This window comes from Shewanella sp. SM87, from assembly GCF_025653705.1.
In the GTDB taxonomy this organism is placed as follows: Bacteria; Pseudomonadota; Gammaproteobacteria; order Enterobacterales; family Shewanellaceae; genus Shewanella; species Shewanella oncorhynchi.
The window spans coordinates 108,244-129,284 of record NZ_JAKKSC010000011.1 but is presented as its reverse complement, the minus strand read 5'-3'; the positions used below and the strand labels follow the sequence as shown (position 1 = coordinate 129,284).

Genomic DNA, 21,041 nt, shown 5'->3' with positions numbered 1-21,041 from the left:
TTTTTGAGTCAGTTAGACTCATCAGGAGTATCTCAGTGTTCAACTCTTCATTACGTAAAAGCCTAGAAGTGAGCGAAAGTAAACGCCAAGAGGCGGAGTCGATCATCGACTCGATTAAGCACAGTATTGCCACAGTAGAATTTACGCCTGATGGTTTAATTCTCGATGCTAATGCGTTGTTTTTAAAAACGGTAGGTTATTCACTTAATGAAGTCGTAGGCCAACATCACAAGCTATTTTGCTCGGCGGCTTATGGTAATTCTGCTACCTACCAGCAATTTTGGAGCAATCTAAAAGCAGGTCATCCACAGGAAGGTAATTTTGCACGAGTGAATAAAAATGGCCAAGAGATCTGGCTTAGAGCCATTTACTTCCCAATCAAACAGGCAGGTAAAGTCGTTAAAATAATGAAAACAGCTGTTGATATCACCGAAGATAAGCACCAACTTGACGACCAAGCGGCCATTTTTAATGCCTTGAATCGCTCGCAAGCCATTATTGAATTCACTACCGATGGCACGATTTTGAAAGCCAATACTAACTTCTTAAAGACAATGGGCTTTAGCAAAGAGCAGATTATTGGTAAACACCATCGTATTTTCTGTTTTGATGAGTTTTATCGACAAAATCCACACTTTTGGGACGACCTAAAGCAAGGTCGATATAGCAGCGGTCTCTTTGAACGTAAAAATGCTTATGGCGATTCGATTTGGTTAGAAGCGGCATACAATCCTATTATGGATGAGCAAGGTAAAGTGGTTAAAGTGATTAAATTTGCGAGCGATATCAGCAAACGGATCGAGCAAAGCCACGCTGTACGTGAAGCCGCCAATATTGCACTGACCACGTCACAACGTACCGTCGAGCAAGCAGAACAAGGCGTACATTTACTCAATGCGACGGTAAATACCTCTAATGCTATTGCCGAGCAAACCCATAAAGCGACCTTGGCGATAACTCAACTCAATGAACAATCTCAAAGTATTCAAGCGATAGTCGCGACCATTAGCTCGATTGCCGATCAAACTAATTTACTGGCATTAAATGCCGCAATTGAGGCCGCACGAGCGGGGGAACAAGGCCGAGGTTTTGCCGTTGTCGCCGATGAAGTGAGGCAGCTTGCTTCCAGAACCAGTAAATCAACCAGTGAAATTGCCGCCGTAGTCACTAAAAATACCCAGCTCACCACAAGTGCAACAGACATGATGAACGAAGTTGAAGGTATCGCACAGGAAGGGAAACAACAGTTAGCCGAGGTAACTTTGGTGATGGGAGAAATACGCAACGGGGCAGAAAACGTCTCACAAATCGTCTCTCAACTTTCAATCAACGGTCATTAATCCCCTCGCATTTCATCACGCAAGGATTGCATGGCGTTTTATCTATCGATAAAACGCCATGCAATTGTTCCGTCAATCAATAATCAGTTTTACTACCTTCATAGGTGGCGCACATTTGCTGCGCCAGCGCCTCGTCGTAAGGGCGTAAGCCACTCATGACTAAGGTTTTGATACCTGTGCCGACTAAAGTATCGCCACTGTGTAATTCAAAGTGCAGTGTCACATCGCCACGTTTACCATCGATTTTTAAATCTTGGTCAACGAGTGATAAGGTCACTTGCACAAAATCGAGGGTGGTTAAATCAAACGACATGCTTTCGTAAATCACTAAAGGTCGGTCTGGGTTGATCATCACTTGATGTTGTTTCATCAAAGGGATCAGGATATCGATAAAATTATGCCCAGAGAAAGCAACATATTGACGAATAAAGGATTCTGTCTGCGCATCGCAACAACTTACATCGCCTTGACGGCTCACATTAAGATAGGTTTTTTCGCGGCCATCGCGAATTGAAAAACTCTCGCTCACTTGTTCCGGGAATTGCAGTTCGACACTCGCGCCCACCATACCCGCAAAGCTAAATTTCATGCTCTGACTCAGGCCATATTGAGTCAATACTAGGGCAAACAGTAAATCTCCCGGCACGCAAAAGCGTTTTGCGCCCACATTGTGTATGGGATTAAAGTCCTGCGCAATTTTCTTCGCGAAGTCGCTGGCTTGTTGTGCTGAAACGGAAATGGCTTGATTTTGCTCGGAAAAATAAGGCGCTAGAAACATATAAACTCTATTTGTAATAACTCAATACAAGGATGGATAACAAAATTATCACGAGTCTACCTTAAATTAGGTATTTAACTCACCCGATGACTTGATCCCACGGAAGATGTACAAAGTAACACCCTGCCCACATTTGTAAAGCCAAACAAATTACAAGGGTATTAACTTAGGTTAACAGGCTAGCGCCTTCCATTGAACAAGGAACAAATAGTTAGACTTGTTTAAATTCACGCTTCAATTGAAAACTATCGTCAGTGACTAGCTGCTCTAGCACTTCGACACGCTGACGCAAGGTAGCTAACTCGGCCCGCAAGGCTTGATTTTCGGCCTCTTGCTCACGACTCGACACACCTTGCTTGTCGCGGATTTTCATAATCGCGACCACATATCCGCCAACAATGGCGAGTATCGGGATAAGTAAAGCGAGGGCTCCAGTATTCATAGTCATTTCCTTTATTTAGTGGCGTTATTGTTATCAGGCTAAAAACTCAGGCTTATTTCGACTCTAGACATCAATCAAAGTCAGAGTATGGGAATGAGTATGCGCAAAATAACCCTAATCCACCAGTGACAAAAGTCATGAGGTTTGGCTAAGGTGCATCATTCCTTATCGAAGCTATCCACCACAATGGCGCCCATAGAGGCTGGCATAGTGATGACGATAATCCGTTTTATCGAGGTCAGCGGATCTTCAAAAAAAGGCACTTTATCGAGGCACAGCAGGACGAGGAAAACCACCAGCGCGGTGAGCAAATACGCCACTACGATGCGGAAAATAAACACAGGGACTCTGGCACTAATATTTTGCTGGAACACACTGTGGTAAGTAAAAAACCCTAGAAATAACAGCGATAAACTAAAGAGCATGGCGAGATTGAGCACAGGCAAGGTTTCGCCGAGATGCCAAGCTTCCTCTGAAAATGCCACGGGCACCGCCAGCGCAAATGCCCCCACGCAAACTTGGCTCGCATCTTCGGTATTAAAACTAAAGGTCATGCTCATCGCTCCTTAATATTCCAATCCATTTGATTAGCCGAAAATGACGTGCGGCTAAGAGACGCTACATTGGGGCTTATTCCTGCGGTTTAAGTGCGATACAGCACTTTAACCACATGCCAGCCAAACTTAGTTTTCACTATATGTGGCACCAGTAATTCACCTGAAAATGCAACCTTATCGAACTGTGGCACCATTTGGCCTTTTTTGAACTCGCCTAAATCGCCACCTTTTTTGGCCGAAGGGCAAGAGGAAAAACGCTTAGCGAGCACAGCAAAATTAGCACCATTATTCAGCTGCTTAACAATATCCTCAGCCTGTTCTTTGTGTTTCACTAAAATATGCACAGCGGCAGCGGTTTTAAACATGTCATTTCTCACTTTGGATTAACGTCCCGTGCAAAGGGAAGATTGGCGCCCCGAGTTTGCCCTCGATCACACCACTTCCATCGGCACAGGTTCTACTGACTAAAAGGTTTTATATCCAACGCATAAGTGCGTTATTGGCCCATTATCGACCCTATTAACCTAGAAAATTTTCTGCCACCACTGCAAAGGGTCGCCGCAGTTATTCACTGGACGATAGGTCGCAGCTAATGCCGGAAGCGCATCGACATTGCTGCAAGTGGATTCCTTAGCCACACCTGTATCTCGGTCAAAAAAGCCCTTCACTACGCCGTTCACTGGAATTGAGCGCAGACTAATAGGTGGACGTTCCTTTAAGAAGGCAAGATATACGGCCATGGCGCCACTGCTACCATACAAACTGGTTTTGCCGTTATCGTCACGACCAACCCAAATGGCGGCGACATTACGCTCATCAAAGCCCGCAAACCAAGAGTCGCGGCTGTCGTTACTGGTGCCAGTCTTACCCGCAAGTCCAACGCCAGGGAAAGCATTACCTAAACGCGTCGCCGTTCCCGTATTCACCACTTGCTGCATAGCAAATTGAATTAAGAAATCTGTCTCAGGTGCTATAGCTTGCTCTTTAGGCAATCGCGTCACTGGCAATGGGTTCTTATCAGAATCTAGCACAGCGGTCACTGTGGTTAACTTACGATAAACACCGCTATCAGCTAAGGTTTGGTACACTTGCGCTACCATTAATGGCGAGCCATTGACGGCGCCGAGTAACATGGAGGGATACTCGTTTAACGGCTCCTGCCAACCCGATTTAGCCAATGTTGTTGCAACCGCATCCACACCCACAGCAATTCCAAGATTTACCGTCGGTACGTTCATCGACTTTTTCAATGCCGTTAATAAAGGCACCTGACCACTGAACTTCTTATCAAAGTTTTGTGGTGACCATGTCTTACCTTGCTCACTTTTCAAGGTAATAGGTTGATCTTTAAGAGGGGTCGCTAAGGTAAATTGGCTATTAGGTGCCAAAGCCGTAGCATACACAAAAGGCTTAATTAACGAGCCAATAGGACGACGAATTTCAACTGCGCGGTTAAAGCCATCAAATCCTGGGGTTTTATCGCCGACCATAGCCGCGATACCGCCCGTGTATTTGTCGGTCACGACCATACCAATCTGCAATGATTTATTGCTCTTATCTAAGCTCTTGAGGGTTTGAGTCACCGCAATTTCGGCGGCTTCTTGGGCCATAGGATCGAGCGTGGTATAGATTTTCACCCCAGATTGCTTTAATAGCGCATCGCCATAACGCTCGTTCACTTCCTGTTTTACCAAGGCGAAGAAGGAAGGCAATTTTTGATGTGCTGGTTTATTGAGATTACGGATCCCTAAGGGGGACTCTACCGCCACCTTGTACTCAGCCGTGGTTAAATCCCCCGCATCCATTAACAAACGCAATACCAGATCACGACGTTCTTGAATACGATCCGGATATTTCCATGGATTGTAGTAAGACGGTCCCTTAATCGCAGCCACTAAGAATGCCTGCTGGGAGATAGTCAACTCACTGATAGGACGGCCGAAATAGAAACGTGAGGCCAAACCCATACCATGGACGGCGCGGGATTTATCCTGCCCCATATACACTTCGTTAAGATAGGCTTCGAGGATTTCGTCCTTGCTGTAACGAAAATCGATAATGACCGCCATTAAGGCTTCGCGCACCTTACGCAGCAAGGAACGCTCACTCGAAAGGAAAAAGTTTTTCGCTAACTGCTGAGTTAACGTCGAGCCACCTTGCACAGTGCGACCGGCGCTGATGTTCACAAAAGCAGCGCGCGCAATCGCGAATGGATTCACACCATGGTGTTCATAAAAACTACGATCTTCCACCAGCAGTAACGCCTGCACGATCGACTTTGGCATTTCTTCGGTCGGCACAAACAGCCTGTCTTCACCATCGCCAGTAATAATACGGTCGAGCAATACTGGCTCAAGGTGGAATACGGCGAGTTGACGCTTGTCTGAGACTCGAGTGACCGAACTGATGCCATTGCTGTCGAAACTGATCATGACTCTTTGTTCGACTTGATCGCCTTCAGGATGCAAAAACGGTCGACGCCACAATTCAATACGAGTGCTCGATGCCGAAAACTCTCCCACTTGGCGTGGGTTAGCGACTTTGCGATAGCCGAGCAACTTAAGCTCAGCCATCATTTGCGGATGGCTGACTGCCGCACCGGGGTACAGCGCCATAGAGCGGCTAAACACCTGCGCGGGCAAATGCCATTTTTGACCTTCAAATTTTTGCGCAATAATTTGATCAAGATAAATACTGTAAAAAGTCACTACAGCTAATCCAGCCAAGCCTAATTTCCAACTGATAGACCAAATTCGTCGAAATAAACCGCGGCCATGATTAGCCCGACGGGAAGCGGGTGATTTTTTTGTCGTCTTAGTTGTCATATCTACTTCATCATTCATGCATTTAAAGACATCAGCCATAGGCACAAAGCTAACGTGGTGCGAATCAAAGTGTTTCATAACAAAATGTTATAAAACCAGCGGCGTGGTGCTAGGGCTGAGCTAAACCCAAGGTTTTCTTCTTGGTAAATTTTGTCGGCAGTGTATTCACAGGATCGTCTGGCCACAGATGTTTTGGATATCGACCGCGCATTTCCTTCTTAACTTCCACATAAGGTCCCTGCCAAAAGCTGGCTAAATCTGCCGTCAAGGCTAATGGACGCTGGGCCGGAGAGAGTAATTCCATCGTCACCTTTAGTTTGTCCTGCGCCAACATAGGACTCTGCGCCATGCCAAAGGTTTCTTGCAGACGCACACGCAGCAGCGCACGCCCAGACTCGTCGTATACTATTGGCGCAGAGGTACCAGTCACTAACGGCCAGGAAGTTGGCAATAACTCGTCAAGTCGCTGTTTCTGCTGCCAGCTCAAACAGTTTGCCACAAAACCAAAGCAATCAAGCTTAACTAATTGCGGCAGATTATTCACATTTTCGAGGTAAGGCGCCAGCCAAGTTTCTAGGCTCGCTAATAATGCTTCATCATCAACCTTGGGCCAGTCACTGCACGCGTCAAACTCAGTTGCCAGTTTGAGCCTGTGTTGAAACTGTTCTAAGTTAGCGTTCCAATTAAGGATTTGTAATCCTTGCTGGCGAATATAGCCCAGTAAAGCCGCGACAATTTGCTTACGTTCAGGCTTAGCAATCGTCTCGGTTTTTACTAAAATTTGTCCGACCTTGTATTGGCGCTGCGCAATCACTCGACCTTTAGCTTCATCCCAGCCACAAATCTCATGAATGTCCAGCAAACCTTTTAGCTCGCCGTCGAACAAGCTTGGCTGAAGCTGACCCGCTAAGTAAATCCGCCCAGCGTTTCTGCCTTCAGTTTCTTGAAAATCCGCCACCACCATCCACGGCGTTTGCGCCAATGCATCATCGGCTGCGAGCACGACGCCAGTACCATTGGCTAATTGGTAGCCCTCAACACCGCGGGCTTTAGCGATACGATCCGGATAAGCAAGTGCTAATAATAACCCCACATCACAGTGGTGTGCATGGGTCGCTATCTTAGACAAATCCGCTGCTAATCCTAGCTTTTTCTGCCACTGTTTTGCCTGTTGCCCAGCTTGTCCATGACAGGCAAAGTGCAGGTAATTCATGATATCGGCGCCCTTTTTAGGCAAACCACGCGCCTCTAAAACCCCCGACAACAAGCAGGCCAAACTGCCCAATTGCGTTGCTTTTTCGTTAGCATTATTGACTCCCCCATTGTTTGCGCCCAAACTTTTTGCGCCCAATAACATATGAGCAAGCCTTGGGTGACACCCTAGCTCGTAGGCCGCTTTACCGTGGAGAGTGAGTTTATTTTGAGTATCGACCATGCCTAAATCTTGTAATAGTTTCCACGCCAGCGCCTCATGCACACTTGGTGGCGGCGTTAACAACATCAAGTCGCTAAAGGATTTTGCGCCCCAATAAGCACAATCGTGGGCCATAGCCACCAGATCCGCTTGGCTGATCTCGGGTTCATCGACCCTGAGCATGCGACCATGTTCTTCTTGGCTCCACAGGCGAACACAAACACCCGCTGATAAACGCCCGGCGCGACCACTACGCTGAGTTGCGGAGGCTTGGCTTATACGTTTCAAGCCTAAGCGGGTGACACCGGTTTTAGGGTTAAAACTCGCTTGTCGTTTATAGCCACTGTCGATGACAAACCCTATGTCTTCAATAGTTAAACTCGATTCCGCCACGTTAGTGGCTAGCACAATTTTGCGCCTGCCATCTATAGTTGCAGCGATCGCGCTATCTTGCTCGGCACCTGAAAGTTCACCATAAAGAGGGCAAATCAAAAAGGCATCGTCCGCTAAGCGCTCGCGCAAAAACTGCTGTAATCGTAAGATCTCCCCTTTACCGGGTAAAAACACAAGCACGGCATTATTGGCAGCCCTTTTATCAACACTGGCACTGCTGCTGGCCGAGACCAGTTCGAGCACGCAGCGGCCGAGGTGATCGCTCCAATGCTGCTGAGTTGGCACAGGGCGATATTCGATATCGACAGGAAAACTCCGGCCTTCGCTGTGCAAGGTTACCGCTTCTGGCATGAGTTCAGCTAAGGCAAGACCTGATAAAGTCGCTGACATAGCTAATATCTTTAAATCGTCCCGCAGTGAAGCTTGCACTTCGAGCGCTAGGGCAAGACCTAAATCAGTGGTGAGGTGACGTTCATGAATTTCATCGAAGATGATCATTCCAATCCCAGTTAACTCGGGATCTTGTTGGATCATTCGCGTCAGTATGCCTTCGGTGACAATTTCTAAACGGGTATTAGCGCTGATTTTAGCTTCACCGCGGACGCGATAGCCGACTTCTTGCCCCACCTTTTGCTGGCGACAGCTGGCAATATAGTGCGCCACACTACGCGCAGCGACACGCCGCGGTTCGAGCATTAAAATGCGTCCGCTGATTTCTGGCCAATCCAACATAGCCAAAGGTAACGCCGTTGATTTACCCGCACCTGTCGGTGCCTCGAGGATCACTTGAGCGTGACGAGAAAAAGCCGCGCGCAGCGGTGCTAATAAGCTATGAATAGGTAGAGAGTTCAAGAAAAAGACATCAGCGGCCAACACAGGGCGTCAGTGTACTAACAATCGGCTTTGAGTACCATTTCGCAGCAAACATTATCAAGTCAGTGCTTACATACGTAACCGCTCAAGGCTGCCATGCCCAAGATTACAGCTGTGGATAGGGAGCAAAAATCTCACGCTTTTCGAGCCAAGGTTGACTGAGCCCTGACTGTAGTTCAGCTAAGCGTATCGGTTTATTGATGGCGTAACCTTGAGCATAGTCGACGCCTAAGACTTGCAATTTCCACCCTATTTCTTGGGATTCGACAAATTCAGCAACCACATCAAACCCCATATCTTGACCAAGTTGGCAGATGGATTTTACGATCGCCTGATCCGCAGAGTCTTCGCAAATATTGACGACAAATTGGCCATCCACTTTCACAAAATCCACATTGAGGCGCTTAAGGTAAGCAAAGCTAGAAAAACCTGCACCAAAGTCATCGAGGGCTAATTTACAATTGAGCGGACGAAGTATCTCGAGTAGCTTTGTCGCTTGATCGAGCTGACTCACAGCCGCGGTTTCTGTGATCTCGATGCAAAGCTTATCCACCAGCTCAGGTTCGGCCATCAAACGCATTTCTAGCCAATTCATAAACTCATGATCGCCCAAAGAGGTTGCCGACAGATTCACAGACACAAGATCCAATTGCTGCCAAATATCTAAATGACTACCACCCCACTTGAGCAAATTATCGATCACCCAAAGATCAACCTTAGAAGCCAAGTTGTATCGCTCGGCGGCGGGTAAGAAGATAGCAGGAGACACTATAGTGCCGTTAGTCTGCACCATACGCAGTAGGATCTCTAAATGTAAACCAGTTTCCTCGCGGTTTAACGGCACTATGCTTTGAAAATAAAGCTCGAATTGGTTTAATGCGAGTGCGCCGACGATATCTACAGAGGCCATCATCTCGGTGTAGAGACGGTTCATTTTAGGATCGCTCGCACTGTATAAATGCCAGCCATTTCGGCCTTGATCCTTCGCCAATCGACAAGCAGCGTCAGCTTGACTCATGACGGTATAAATATCGGCGGATTTTTTATCTAGCCTAGCAATCCCCATACTGACACTGACATTGTGACTACGACTTTCCCAAATAAACTCATGATTTGCTAACTGGGTACAAATCCGCTTAGCAATCTGTTTCGCAGAGTCCACATTGCAGTAATGCATCAGGATACCAAACTCATCGCCCCCTAAACGGGCAACAATATCGCCTTTACGTACGAGCTGTTTCAAACGTAATGCGACTTGGCAAAGCAGCTTATCGCCCGCCTTATGGCCACTGATATTGTTAATGACTTGGAATTGGTCTAAATCGAGAAATGCCACGCAAATAGGCATATCGTCGTGGGCATGTAGTAGGTTTTCTAATAGGGCTTCGAAATGTAGCCGATTAGGTAAACCCGTAAGTGCATCATAATTGGCATGGAAGGATAACTCATCGGCTAAGCGGTACTTTTCACTGACATCTTCGGCAATCATGACTAAAGTATCTTTATCGCCGCTAATCTGGCTAAAACTCAGTTTCAACCAAGTTAATTGATGAATTGATTTTAAAGGTAATTCACACCAAGCTTGGCCGAGCACGCCTTCTCGTACCACATGTAAGGTATCGGTTAGCATGGCGTGCTCTTCCTCACGCACCATGTCGAATAAATCATAGCCATGTTGAATTGGCAGGGTTTGCAGAGCGACTTTATTCAGCATAGTCAATTGATCATGCTTATCTAACAAGGCGCAGGCTAAGGGCAACTGGTTGAATACTTCACAGTATTTATGTTCACTGGCAAGCATGCTTAAAGCAATACGCGTCAATTCCATCGCAGAGCCAATCATCACAGCGGCGTGATTAAACTCACTTATAAACTCTTCGCTCCATTCACAACATTCGGAGCAATTAACGGCCCCCAAGGCAATACGAGTTTCGCCAAACACGACTGGCGGCAATACTAATAGACTCTTGACGTCCCAATCCCTTAATAAAGCCCGCTCAGCCTGAGCATCGGCAGGTAAGGTATTCACATCAGCCAGATTTAATAGACGCGGAGTACGGACAAGAGAGCGAAAAAATGGCATTCGTGCCAAGGGCCAGACTCGGGTTTGTTGGCCTTGGGCAAATTGAGGTTTTAAATACAGATTACGCGTGCGTAAACGATCCAGTGACTGGCTTCCGGTTAATACAAATACCCCGTCACAATGCAGTTGCAAAGTAATAGTCTCAAGCGCTCTGTCAACATTCTGCTCTAAGGTTTCTAGCGGGGATTCACTAAAAATACTGACCAAAGCCTGTTGGAGTGGATTAGCTAAACCTACTGACATGAAAAGTCTCTTCCTTACCTAAAAATCCATTTAAGGTATTATCGACGTGCATTAAGTATAGGCTCACAGTAAATTAAACGTCTGCTTGAGTCACAAATTAGCTGATAAATTCAACAGCTAGATTAACGCTCAAATGCGCTTAACGTCAAAGTGTTCGCTGAGATAATCCATATTAAGCGCTCCAAAAGGATGATAAACCGATGCAACAAAGGCTATTTCTCGGCTTCGCTCCCACAGATAGTCAAAGGGTATATCTAAGTGAATTGCAGCAGCAATTGATATGCCACCTTAATCCAGAGGCGAAAGCGGTGAGTGTCAGCAATCTGCATTTAACACTCTGCTTTATGGGTCAAGCTAACAACGAGCAAAAAATCGCCCTCCTTGATGCGGTTGACCGCTTAGTGAAACCAAGATTTAGCGTTCGGCTTAACCAGCTCGATGTATGGCCCAATGCGCAAGTATCTTGCTTGAAAGGCGATGATATTGAGCCGCCGTTAGCGCAATTAGCTAAACAGACGCAAGAAATTGCCGACCTACTGCAATTACATCGGAGTGAGCACAGCTTTTGCCCGCACATCAGTTTATTTAGAAAAGCAAAACAATGGACACTAGATGAGTCGGCTTTATTGCAACTCAAAGGTATGAATACGCTGACGTTAACGCCCGATAATTTGCATTTATATCATTCAAAAAGCACAAGCACGGGTGTCGAATATCACATTCTGGATTCTTGGACACTCGGTTAACCTTAATCAAAAACAAAAAGCCCGAGTATCCACTCAGGCTTTATTTTTAAACTTATGAATCAATACTAAAATAAAAATAGCAGTTAACTAGAGAGCGATGATGAAGAAATACCTATTCGAGTAAACGTAAGGTTTCGCGATAGGCACGCTTTTGCTCGTAGGTTTGTAACCGCAGCATAAACTCATCAGTCTTAGTCATTTCAGCATTCATTTTCAACGCTTCGATCGCTTTCTGCTGCGTCGAAATAGCAGCACCAAAATCGCCTAACTCCGCATAAGCCGCGGCTAAATTATCAAGATTTGTAGGATCGTTTTCATTCACTTTGAGTAATTTTAAGGACAACTCGACCGCTTTATTGCCATCACGATATTCTGCTTCGGGACAAGTTGCTAAAATCCACGCCACATTGCCCAAAGCAACATCATCACCCACTTGGGAAAATTGCTCGACCGCTTTACCGCAGTTGCGCTGCACACCGTCACCGCCAGACGCATAAATAAAGCCTAAACGGAATTGAGCCCAACGACTGCCCTGCTCACTCAACGCTTTATACCAATGCTCAGCGACTGACAAGTCACGCTTGATCAATTGGCCTTCAAATGACAGATCCGCTAAGGTTTGCTGCGCTTTTTCATGCTGTTGTTCGGCGGCAAGTGAGATCCAGTGCAATCCAGTCGGCACTTCTTGCGACACAAAACGTCCAGAGAGATACATTAATCCCAGCAAAAATTGAGCATCGGCATCACCTTGCTCTGCCGTCACCTGAATATGCACAAACTTACTGGCCGCAAGTTCAGCTGCTGGCTGCGGGATAGAAAATGCGTGCGCCGCAGAGCTCAGCCCTATTGTTAAGCTTAAACCTGCACCTAAAACCCATAATCTGTATTTCACTTGCTTACCTCTCTTAAAAACAACTGCCCTCAAAGTTAGCCAGAATTAACCCCATAAGTCGAGCCTAAATACACACAAACCTCAGGATAATGGGGGAAGCTAAGCCAAATGGAATGTCAAATTTAAAAAGTGAAACATGTTATTGTGTAATTTAGTGGCATATTTTATTCATAATCTATAATAAAACTGCTGAAATAGACTGGTAAGATGTGATTAACTCGACAGAGTTAAGTGAATCCAGCGAGTTTCATATCGATTTAGTTGACTTAAATCACTAAAGTAGCAAAATAAGCTCTAATTTTAGATGGTTAATTGCATTTATTCACTTATTCTAAACTAAGACTTCCATCAAGTTTTTGTGAGTTTAATTGACGTAAAATGCTTATTTAGAATACTCTTACTTTCGTTTTAATCAATCGAGGAACACCAACATGGCTCTGATTGGTAAGCCAAAACCTGATCCAACTTTGGAATGGTTTTTATCACACTGTCACATTCATAAGTACCCTGCAAAGAGCACTCTTATCCATGCTGGTGAAGACTCAGATACCCTTTATTACATAGTAAAAGGTTCTGTAGCGGTATTGATTAAAGATGAAGAAGGTAAGGAGATGATCCTTTCTTATCTGAATCAAGGTGACTTTATCGGTGAACTAGGTTTGTTTGAAGAACAAGCCGAACGTACCGCTTGGGTTCGTGCTAAGCAAGCTTGTGAAATCGCTGAGATTTCATATAAGAAATTCAGACAGTTAATTCAAGTTAACCCTGAAATTCTGATGAAGCTGTCTGCGCAAATGGCCTATCGCCTACAAAGTACCAGCCAGAAAGTGGGTAACCTTGCATTCTTAGACGTTGCAGGCCGTATTGCTCAAACTCTATTACATCTGGCTAAACAACCTGATGCTATGACACACCCTGATGGCATGCAGATTAAGATCACTCGTCAAGAGATAGGCCAAATCGTTGGCTGTTCACGGGAAACTGTGGGTCGTATCTTGAAGATGTTAGAAGAACAGAATTTGATCCAAGCTCATGGTAAGACAATCGTGGTATACGGTACCCGTTAAGTTAGTCTTCAGCTTGATTTAAGCCTGCCTTATTAAAGTGGCCTAGAATAAATTCTAGGCCATTTTTTATTGGGGAGCTCAAATGAAACGGCTGTTTTTAATCTGTTTTTTCAGCCTATTCACGCTGGTGCATCCAATAATCTTGCATGCCGAACCTATTGAATTAGAACATTATCAAGCCAAGGCGTTAGTTAACTCTGGGCAAATATTGTCCTTAAACGGTACACTCGCCGTAGTAAACCAATTTTGCCAAGGTGAACTAATTGATGCTCATCTCTATCAAGAAGATCATAAATGGCGCTATGATTTGCAAATCAAAGTTCAGCGTGGCCAAATCGTTAATCTCAGTATTGATGCAACAAATGGTCAAGCCGATCAATCAATAGCACTACCGAGCGAATGTCGAAAACATGAAACTGTTACTCGTTGAAGATAACCCAATGCTAGTCACCGAGCTGGAGAAACAACTCAAACTCGCTGGCTATGTAACCGATATTACAGACAAAGCGCTTGAAGCCGATTATCTGATCAAAGAAACCCAATACGATTGCGTAATCTTAGACATAGGTTTGCCCGATGGCAACGGCCTCGAACTGCTCGAAGGCTGGCGAAATCAAGGGATCAGCACTCCAGTCATCATGCTGACTGCCCGCAGCCAATGGCATGAAAAAGTAGAAGGTTTTAATGCTGGCGCCGACGATTACTTAGGTAAACCTTTCCACGCCCAGGAATTATTGGCCCGAATCCAAGCTTTAATCCACCGTGCACATGGTCGTCTAAACACCTCAAGTAAACAATTGAGTTATGGTGGCGTGGTTTTAGATGAAGCAGAGCAAACAGTAAAAGTGGCCGAGCAGCTGTATGAACTCACAGCAATGGAATTCAGGCTGTTAAAAATCTTCCTCATGTCACCTAAGAAGCTGTTATCTAAGACGCAGCTAACCGATAAGCTCTATCAGTTTGACGATGAAAAAGAGAGTAATGTGGTCGAGGTTTATGTCACCCATCTACGCAAGAAACTGGGTAAAACCACGATCGAAACCCGTCGCGGCCAAGGTTACATCTTCCACGGCATTATTGAATGATCTCGATCCGCACTAAGCTCAGTTTATGGTTAACTGGCTTACTCGTGTTAGGTACTGTGATTGGACTGATACTGTTTGAGTCCATGCTACGTCAGGCCTTCCACGACTCTATTATCAATCGCTTAGAAGAAGATCTCGAACATATCATGCTGGCAACCCATATCCACGATGGGGAGATCAGCATAGATCAAAGCCAGCTTTCCAGTTTCTACAAGCCCGCCTATTCAGGCCGTTATTTTCAGCTTAACCTGCCAAATGAAGTGATTCGCTCACGCTCCCTGTGGGATATGCAGTTAGATATCGAGCCACTGGCACCGAATCAAACCCGCGTCTGGCAAGCTAAAGGGCCAAAAAATAACGATATGCAGTTGTTATCACTGGGATTAAATTCCAGCAGTGCCAATGTCAGCGCCACCTTAACCGTTGCGCAAGATTTGAGTATCGGTAGACGCGTGTTTAGCGAAGTTTATGGCACTAAGCTTGGTGTCAATCTGGCGATGTTAGTTGCTATGATCGCGGGGATATTCTTGATCCTACGTCAATCCTTTAAGCCAGTTAAGCACATACAGCACGCGCTTTCTCGGCTAAGACAAGGGGAAATTAACGCACTGGAGCTCAATAATATTCCTCCCGAAGTACAACCATTAGCAAAAACCTATAATGAACTACTTGAGTACACAGCCAAGCAAATTGAACGTAGCCGCAATAACTTAGGTAATTTGAGCCATGGGCTCAAAACGCCACTTGCCGTGATGCAGCAACAGGTTGAAGCTCTTGGCCTCAAAGATCCTGAAACTGCCATTGCCCTGCAGCAGCAACTTGATTCGATTCACAAGATGGTCGAGCGTAAACTGGCTGCGGCGAGGATCACAGGCGATATGCTTCCTGCTGCGCAATTGGTGATCCCTAGGGACTTACATAGCCTAGCCAACACGCTAAATAAGGTTCACCGCAACAAATCCATTGAATGCAATTTCGAACTCGATCCCAATATTCTTAGACTGCCTATTCACAGGGAAGATGGCATGGAGCTCTTAGGCAACCTGCTAGACAACGCCTTTAAATGGGCCCAGAGCCGAGTCAGCATTCAGCTATCGCGTCAACAAGAGCGTCTCTGCCTTTGTATTGATGATGATGGTCCAGGGGTTGCTGATGATGAGCTAGATAAGCTCACACAAAGAGGAACAAGGCTTGATGAGTCTGTGATGGGTCACGGTTTAGGATTATCAATAGTGAAAGAAATTGCCGAGCAATACGAGATTGAACTGCAGTTTAATCACAGCACTCGCTTAGGTGGATTGAGGATCGAGCTGACCTTTAGCTAGCCCCAGGTTATGCCAATCGTATTAAATGCCTTGTTTGAAATATCCATAAAAAACGCCATCGAATTGATGGCGTTTTTTTATGCAGAAAGCAATTTGAGGACGTTAGGCTTTATTCACATTGGTGCTTTCAAAAATCTTGTCGGCAGACGCTGCCACAAAGCCTGTGTAGAGCTCGCCATTAGCCATAGGATAACGTAGCGCAAACTCATAGAAACAGCTTGGGATTTCCACTGTCGCGTCAGTAAATTCAACACCAATTTTATCGGCCATAGTCGACGATTGTTCTAATAATACTTCTGGCGAACCTTTGATCTCACCACCTGAACTATTGAGCACAAAGCCCGCTTGCTTCAGAGCATCATTCACTGACTCTAAAGTCTCAAAACCGTCGAGGTGATTGATAGACACAGTGAAATGGTTAGCGCGATAACCAAAAGCCGCTACCCAAGCTGCATATTCACTCTCAGTTAATAAGTCCTGATAGGTTTTAGCATCTAAAGACCAATGACGGCCTGAGTAAATAAAGTTGTCAGCGGTAGTCGCTGCAGCGTCCACTTGGGCGATTAAGCCTTGAATAGTTTTTTGCAACACAGGGCTAAATTCTTCAACCAACAGCTCAGAGATAAACACTTTAGGCTGAGTCGATTCGGGATGTTCAAAATGCTTAGCGATCAGTTTTTTCTGTTCAAACTTATAATCACCGCAAGGTACATAACCTAACGAAGTGAAATGCTTAGCCAGTACATCCAAATTCACCTTAGCGATATTGAAAGTACGCAGGGCAATATGGTCGTTGATGATCGGCTTACCATGACCCAACAACGCGTGCACTTTTGCCGCAGAAGGGGTCATTTGAATATAGTCTTGCCACAGAGCGGCAAATAACGCGTTGATGTCGGTATGCATAAAAACTCCTTTTATTGTGCTGCGGTTATTGCTGTTATTTTGCCGCGAACACTAAATGTAACGACCTAAATGCCACTGTTGTAGCGTCACACATACCCACAGTAGAAACTCAAGTAACGTTACTGCTTGTTATTAAAAAGGAAGAACATTAGTCCTTCCTCCTCTTTCCCACATATTCTTTACCGCATAAAAGTCAAATCTCTACCCGCTTACAAGCTCAAACCTGGGCTTAATGTCGCGGGTAAACTCACGGCATCAGCCTCGACCGAAGCGACCGGATAAGCACAGTAATCGGCGGCATAGAAAGCACTCGCTCTGTGGTTACCCGAAGCCCCTACGCCACCAAAAGGTGCCGCGCCAGATGCGCCAGTGATTTGTTTGTTCCAGTTAACAATGCCTGCACGAATACGCGCGAGGAAATAGTCATAATCTTCACGGCTATCGGCAAGTAATCCCGCAGACAAGCCGTAACGCGTTTGGTTAGCCAATTTGATCGCTTGATCGAAATCACTGTAACGCACTAGCTGCAGTAGAGGTCCAAAGTATTCTTCATCCGGCAATGCATCGATCGCTGTCACATCGATAAGGCCAGGAGACACTAAGCCTGTACCCGCTTCTAGATGGGTCAACTCGACCAAAGACACACCGCCTAAGTTCAGCAAATTCGCCTGCGCCGCAACCATACCCTTAGCGGCTGTTTCAGAAATCATTGAGCCCATAAAAGGTTGTGGCTGCGCATTCCAAGGACCGACTTTAATCTGTTTAACCGCATCGACTAACATGGCAATCAGCGCATCGCCCTGCTCGCCTTGCTCGACATATAAACGGCGCGCACAAGTACAACGTTGGCCAGATGAAATATAAGCCGACTGCAAAATATCGTGCACTGCGGCCTTAATATCCTGCACACCTTTAATGATCAGTGGGTTATTGCCCCCCATCTCAAGTGCTAAAATCTTGCCTGGATGACCGGCATATTGTTGATGTAAAAAATGACCTGTGCGTGAGCTGCCGGTAAAGAACAGACCATCGAGCTGCGGGTGAGAAGCCAGTGCTTTACCCGTATCCACCTCACCTTGGACTAAGTTGAGCACGCCAGCAGGCAGACCCGCTTTATCCCATAGGCTGACCATCAACTCGGCGACTTTAGGCGTGAGCTCTGAAGGTTTGAAAATCACGGTATTCCCCGCCAACAGCGCAGGCACTATGTGGCCGTTCGGCAAATGACCAGGGAAGTTGTAAGGACCGAACACCGCCACAACACCGTGGGGCTTATGGCGGATAACCGCACGTCCTGATGGCGTATCATTGGCTTCTGTGCCCGTACGTTTATTGTAAGCCGCAGCCGATAAAGCAATTTTGCCTATCATGGCGCCGACTTCAGTCGCGGTTTCCCACTGAGGTTTACCGGTTTCTTGGGCAATCGTTTCTGCCAGTTCCGCTTTATTGGCTTCGAGTTGGCTGCGATACGCTTCAACTATGGCTAAACGCGCATCAAAACCTAACATAAACCAATCAAACTGTGCGGCGCGCGCGGCATCAACGGCGGCATTAACTTGTTCTGCAGTGGCCGTTTTACCGGTCCAAATAGATTGTGCATTGGCAGGGTTAATTGAGGTCACGTCATGACCTTTGCCAGCATGCCACTGGCCTTGAATATAATGTGTCATTGATTATTCCTACATTGCCAAAATACGGATTTGATCGCCTTTTGCGAGTAGCAAACCCGCGGCCAGCTCAGGGCTAATGATAATATGTTCGGATTTGTCGTCCACGGCCAATGCGGCAGACGTCGCTCGGTAATTGGCTAATTGGGTATTTGAGATAATAAATTGAGTGTCGGCTTCGACCATGTCACCAATATCGACGGTTAATAAACGGCTTTCACGCACGCCGCGAATGTCCGATAAACGACACTCAACCGTTGGACCACCATCAAAAATATCCACATAACCGCGGCATCTAAAACCTTCGGCCTGCAGCAGACTTAATGCAGGACGGGTATTGGTATGCACTTCGCCAATCACTTTCTGCGCTTCTTCCGGCAACAGACAAACGTAGACAGGATTTCGTGGCATCATTTCGGCCATAAATGCCTTTTTACCTAAGCCAGAAAGATAATCCGCCTGAATAAAATCTATGCCCAAAAAGTGTTTTTGCAACCAACCATAAAAAGGTGAATGCCCCTCGGCGTCGCTTACACCGCGCATTTCGGCAATCACAGTTTCGCCAAAACGCTTCGCATGTTGAGCTAAAAACAGAAATCGACTGCGGGATAACATGCGGCCATTGTTGCCCTTGCGATATGCTTCACGCAAAAACAGCGTACACATCTCAGCAGCGCCAGTGTAGTCATGGCAAAGGGTGAGTGTTTCGACCTCGTTACGCACGTCAATTTGCTCAGAATGATAGACTTCGGTACCGAGTCGATAATGGTAGAACGCATCTTCCATTCCCACCGCCGCTTCGATGGCGCACGTTCCCACCACTTCACGGGTATCGGTATCTTCCAGCACCATTAGATAACCTTCATCGAAGGGAGTCTCTACGGCTTTGACGAATGAGGCTTCTGCTCGAGCAATTTTATGTCTGAGCAGATCCGCATTCACAGGTAATGACGTAAAACCATGACCAGACTCTTCGGCAATTTGATATAAGGCCTCAAAATCACCAGCCTGAATAGGACGTATGATTAACATCTTAGTGTCTCCTCACTTTGGCTTACCGTGCATCAAGGCACCTCTCTTCAAAAAGACAGGCAGTGATGCAGGTAAGTATTCCCTGACAAAAAAGGAGTGCGAATAAATTCAGCACTCCTTTGGTCATTTAGGCGGCAGCTATGCTCGCCACAGCACGTTCAAAACGAGCTAGACCTTCAGCAATATCTGCCTCAGGGATCACCAGAGAAGGAGCAAAACGCACCACGTTAGCACCCGCCATCAGGCTCATTAAGCCTTCAGCGACAGAGGCCACCAAAAAGTCGCGTGAACGACCTTGGTATTGTTCATTAAGAACGGCCCCTAAGAGTAAACCTTTACCGCGTACTTCTGAAAAAACATGATATTTTTCATTGATTTTGTTCAAACCATCACGCAATAACTGCTCGCGATGTTTTACGCCATCTAACACTTCAGGTGTGTTCACTACATCTAATACAGCATTACCGATAGCGCAGGCTAACGGGTTACCACCGTAGGTAGAACCGTGAGTGCCCACTTTTAAATGCTCGGCAATTTCAGCGGTTGTCAGCATAGCTGCAATAGGGAAACCACCACCGAGCGCTTTAGCTGTGGTTAAGATGTCAGGCACGATTTCAGTACCCATGTAAGCGTACAGTTCACCAGTACGGCCCACACCCGTTTGGACTTCATCAAAAATGACTAGTGCATTGTGCTTATTAGCCAATTCACGCACGGCTTTTAGGAATGCAGGATCGGCATCAATAATACCGCCCTCGCCTTGCAGCGGCTCAAGCATGATGGCGCAAGTCTTGTCCGTCACTGCGGCTTCTAAGGCGGCAACATCGTTAAATGGCAGGTGAGTAATGCTCTGCGGCTTAGGACCAAAACCATCGGAATAGGCAGCTTGTCCACCTACACTGACGGTGAAGAATGTACGGCCGTGGAAAGCTTTATCGAACGCTATGATTTCATCTTTCTCAACGCCATGTTTTTCTAAGGCATAACGACGGGCAAGTTTTAATGCGGCTTCGTTGGCTTCGGCGCCAGAGTTGGCAAAATACACTTTGTCGGCAAACGTGCTATTAACTAATTTAGTCGCTAATGCTAAGGCTGGCTCATTCGTCATTACGTTTGACAGATGCCATAATTTTTCACCTTGTGTCTTTAGGGCATTCACAAGGGCAGGATGACAGTGACCTAAGCAATTTACCGCAATACCGCCAGCAAAATCGATAAACTCGTTGCCCTCTTGGTCCCAAACTCGGCTTCCTTCGCCACGAACAGGGATCACGGCAGCAGGCGCATAATTAGGCACCATCACTGCGTCAAACTGGGCACGGTCCAACTTCATATCAACGCTCATTCTTCTTCGTCCTTTGTGTTTGTTTAAC

18 protein-coding genes are annotated in these 21,041 nt (G+C 46.1%); 6 read left to right on the top strand and 12 right to left on the bottom strand.

What is annotated here, in order from left to right; translation table 11 throughout:
• Positions 1 to 35 precede the first annotated feature (35 nt).
• On the top strand, positions 36 to 1,340 hold the full coding sequence (locus L5M11_RS23890) for a PAS domain-containing methyl-accepting chemotaxis protein (RefSeq protein ID WP_317629702.1): 1,305 nt from the start codon (positions 36 to 38) through the stop codon (positions 1,338 to 1,340).
• A gap of 76 nt (positions 1,341 to 1,416) precedes the next feature.
• Here the strand turns inward: L5M11_RS23890 and L5M11_RS11205 are convergent, their stop codons facing one another.
• The 7 genes from L5M11_RS11205 to L5M11_RS11175 all read right to left on the bottom strand — a co-directional run bounded on the left by L5M11_RS11205 (position 1,417) and on the right by L5M11_RS11175 (position 10,948).
• Positions 1,417 to 2,118, bottom strand: a complete 702-nt coding sequence (locus L5M11_RS11205) for a DUF3581 domain-containing protein (RefSeq protein WP_263139755.1) — start codon at positions 2,116 to 2,118, stop codon at positions 1,417 to 1,419.
• Between the two features lie 211 nt (positions 2,119 to 2,329).
• On the bottom strand, positions 2,330 to 2,560 hold the full coding sequence (locus L5M11_RS11200) for a hypothetical protein (RefSeq protein WP_006080092.1): 231 nt from the start codon (positions 2,558 to 2,560) through the stop codon (positions 2,330 to 2,332).
• Positions 2,561 to 2,718: 158 nt separating this feature from the next.
• Complete coding sequence (locus tag L5M11_RS11195; RefSeq protein ID WP_263192095.1) at positions 2,719 to 3,114, bottom strand: DUF2391 family protein; 396 nt, start codon at positions 3,112 to 3,114, stop codon at positions 2,719 to 2,721.
• Positions 3,115 to 3,203: 89 nt separating this feature from the next.
• Positions 3,204 to 3,482 (bottom strand): peptidylprolyl isomerase, encoded by a 279-nt coding sequence (locus L5M11_RS11190; RefSeq protein ID WP_006084190.1) that lies wholly within the window; start codon positions 3,480 to 3,482, stop codon positions 3,204 to 3,206.
• Between the two features lie 159 nt (positions 3,483 to 3,641).
• Entirely contained in the window at positions 3,642 to 5,960 is a 2,319-nt protein-coding gene (gene mrcB, locus L5M11_RS11185) for a penicillin-binding protein 1B (RefSeq protein WP_168827694.1), read from the bottom strand.
• Between the two features lie 91 nt (positions 5,961 to 6,051).
• The gene (gene hrpB / locus L5M11_RS11180; RefSeq protein ID WP_263192094.1) at positions 6,052 to 8,625 is read right to left on the bottom strand and encodes an ATP-dependent helicase HrpB; all 2,574 of its coding nucleotides are present in this window, start codon (positions 8,623 to 8,625) and stop codon (positions 6,052 to 6,054) included.
• A gap of 103 nt (positions 8,626 to 8,728) precedes the next feature.
• Complete coding sequence (locus L5M11_RS11175) at positions 8,729 to 10,948, bottom strand: putative bifunctional diguanylate cyclase/phosphodiesterase (protein WP_263192092.1); 2,220 nt, start codon at positions 10,946 to 10,948, stop codon at positions 8,729 to 8,731.
• A 200-nt stretch (positions 10,949 to 11,148) separates the two neighbouring features.
• Between L5M11_RS11175 and thpR the strand changes: the two genes are divergently transcribed.
• Positions 11,149 to 11,694, top strand: a complete 546-nt coding sequence (gene thpR / locus L5M11_RS11170) for an RNA 2',3'-cyclic phosphodiesterase (protein ID WP_198571946.1) — start codon at positions 11,149 to 11,151, stop codon at positions 11,692 to 11,694.
• A gap of 112 nt (positions 11,695 to 11,806) precedes the next feature.
• Here thpR and L5M11_RS11165 read toward each other — a convergent pair whose 3' ends face one another.
• Positions 11,807 to 12,586, bottom strand: a complete 780-nt coding sequence (locus L5M11_RS11165) for a tetratricopeptide repeat protein (RefSeq protein ID WP_105250260.1) — start codon at positions 12,584 to 12,586, stop codon at positions 11,807 to 11,809.
• Between the two features lie 431 nt (positions 12,587 to 13,017).
• Here L5M11_RS11165 and crp point away from each other — a divergent pair, with 431 nt between their 5' ends.
• The 4 genes from crp (at position 13,018) to L5M11_RS11145 (ending at position 16,063) form a co-directional block, all read left to right on the top strand.
• A complete protein-coding gene (gene crp, locus L5M11_RS11160; protein WP_006080082.1) occupies positions 13,018 to 13,653 on the top strand; it encodes a cAMP-activated global transcriptional regulator CRP in 636 nt (211 codons plus the stop codon).
• 82 nt (positions 13,654 to 13,735) lie between these two features.
• The gene (locus L5M11_RS11155) at positions 13,736 to 14,083 is read left to right on the top strand and encodes a PepSY domain-containing protein (RefSeq protein WP_105250261.1); all 348 of its coding nucleotides are present in this window, start codon (positions 13,736 to 13,738) and stop codon (positions 14,081 to 14,083) included.
• Positions 14,064 to 14,738, top strand: coding sequence for a response regulator transcription factor (locus L5M11_RS11150; RefSeq protein ID WP_131523983.1), 675 nt, complete (start codon positions 14,064 to 14,066; stop codon positions 14,736 to 14,738). Before L5M11_RS11155 ends, L5M11_RS11150 begins: the two co-directional genes overlap by 20 nt.
• Positions 14,735 to 16,063 (top strand): ATP-binding protein, encoded by a 1,329-nt coding sequence (locus L5M11_RS11145; RefSeq protein ID WP_113939137.1) that lies wholly within the window; start codon positions 14,735 to 14,737, stop codon positions 16,061 to 16,063. Before L5M11_RS11150 ends, L5M11_RS11145 begins: the two co-directional genes overlap by 4 nt.
• A gap of 102 nt (positions 16,064 to 16,165) precedes the next feature.
• Here the strand turns inward: L5M11_RS11145 and L5M11_RS11140 are convergent, their stop codons facing one another.
• The 4 genes from L5M11_RS11140 to L5M11_RS11125 all read right to left on the bottom strand — a co-directional run bounded on the left by L5M11_RS11140 (position 16,166) and on the right by L5M11_RS11125 (position 21,013).
• Positions 16,166 to 16,969: a DUF1338 domain-containing protein gene (locus L5M11_RS11140; protein WP_263184499.1), complete on the bottom strand. Its 804-nt coding sequence runs from the start codon at positions 16,967 to 16,969 to the stop codon at positions 16,166 to 16,168.
• A gap of 209 nt (positions 16,970 to 17,178) precedes the next feature.
• Entirely contained in the window at positions 17,179 to 18,639 is a 1,461-nt protein-coding gene (gene astD, locus L5M11_RS11135; protein ID WP_263184500.1) for a succinylglutamate-semialdehyde dehydrogenase, read from the bottom strand.
• Positions 18,640 to 18,648: 9 nt separating this feature from the next.
• Complete coding sequence (astA, locus tag L5M11_RS11130; RefSeq protein WP_105250266.1) at positions 18,649 to 19,668, bottom strand: arginine N-succinyltransferase; 1,020 nt, start codon at positions 19,666 to 19,668, stop codon at positions 18,649 to 18,651.
• A gap of 127 nt (positions 19,669 to 19,795) precedes the next feature.
• The gene (locus L5M11_RS11125; protein WP_105250267.1) at positions 19,796 to 21,013 is read right to left on the bottom strand and encodes an aspartate aminotransferase family protein; all 1,218 of its coding nucleotides are present in this window, start codon (positions 21,011 to 21,013) and stop codon (positions 19,796 to 19,798) included.
• Between the last annotated feature and the right edge of the window lie 28 nt (positions 21,014 to 21,041).

Excerpts from the sequence above, each read along its gene's own strand:
- L5M11_RS11155 (WP_105250261.1), top strand. The coding sequence starts at position 13,736 with ATGAAACGGCTGTTTTTAATCTGTTTTTTCAGCCTATTCACGCTGGTG.
- thpR (WP_198571946.1), top strand. The coding sequence starts at position 11,149 with ATGCAACAAAGGCTATTTCTCGGCTTCGCTCCCACAGATAGTCAAAGG.
- astD (WP_263184500.1), bottom strand. The coding sequence starts at position 18,639 with ATGACACATTATATTCAAGGCCAGTGGCATGCTGGCAAAGGTCATGAC.
- crp (WP_006080082.1), top strand. The coding sequence starts at position 13,018 with ATGGCTCTGATTGGTAAGCCAAAACCTGATCCAACTTTGGAATGGTTT.
- L5M11_RS11125 (WP_105250267.1), bottom strand. The coding sequence starts at position 21,013 with ATGAGCGTTGATATGAAGTTGGACCGTGCCCAGTTTGACGCAGTGATG.
- mrcB (WP_168827694.1), bottom strand. The coding sequence starts at position 5,960 with ATGAATGATGAAGTAGATATGACAACTAAGACGACAAAAAAATCACCC.
- L5M11_RS11175 (WP_263192092.1), bottom strand. The coding sequence starts at position 10,948 with ATGTCAGTAGGTTTAGCTAATCCACTCCAACAGGCTTTGGTCAGTATT.
- L5M11_RS11140 (WP_263184499.1), bottom strand. The coding sequence starts at position 16,969 with ATGCATACCGACATCAACGCGTTATTTGCCGCTCTGTGGCAAGACTAT.
- L5M11_RS11195 (WP_263192095.1), bottom strand. The coding sequence starts at position 3,114 with ATGACCTTTAGTTTTAATACCGAAGATGCGAGCCAAGTTTGCGTGGGG.
- L5M11_RS11200 (WP_006080092.1), bottom strand. The coding sequence starts at position 2,560 with ATGAATACTGGAGCCCTCGCTTTACTTATCCCGATACTCGCCATTGTT.
- L5M11_RS11145 (WP_113939137.1), top strand. The coding sequence starts at position 14,735 with ATGATCTCGATCCGCACTAAGCTCAGTTTATGGTTAACTGGCTTACTC.
- L5M11_RS11150 (WP_131523983.1), top strand. The coding sequence starts at position 14,064 with ATGAAACTGTTACTCGTTGAAGATAACCCAATGCTAGTCACCGAGCTG.
- astA (WP_105250266.1), bottom strand. The coding sequence starts at position 19,668 with ATGTTAATCATACGTCCTATTCAGGCTGGTGATTTTGAGGCCTTATAT.
- L5M11_RS11190 (WP_006084190.1), bottom strand. The coding sequence starts at position 3,482 with ATGTTTAAAACCGCTGCCGCTGTGCATATTTTAGTGAAACACAAAGAA.
- L5M11_RS11205 (WP_263139755.1), bottom strand. The coding sequence starts at position 2,118 with ATGTTTCTAGCGCCTTATTTTTCCGAGCAAAATCAAGCCATTTCCGTT.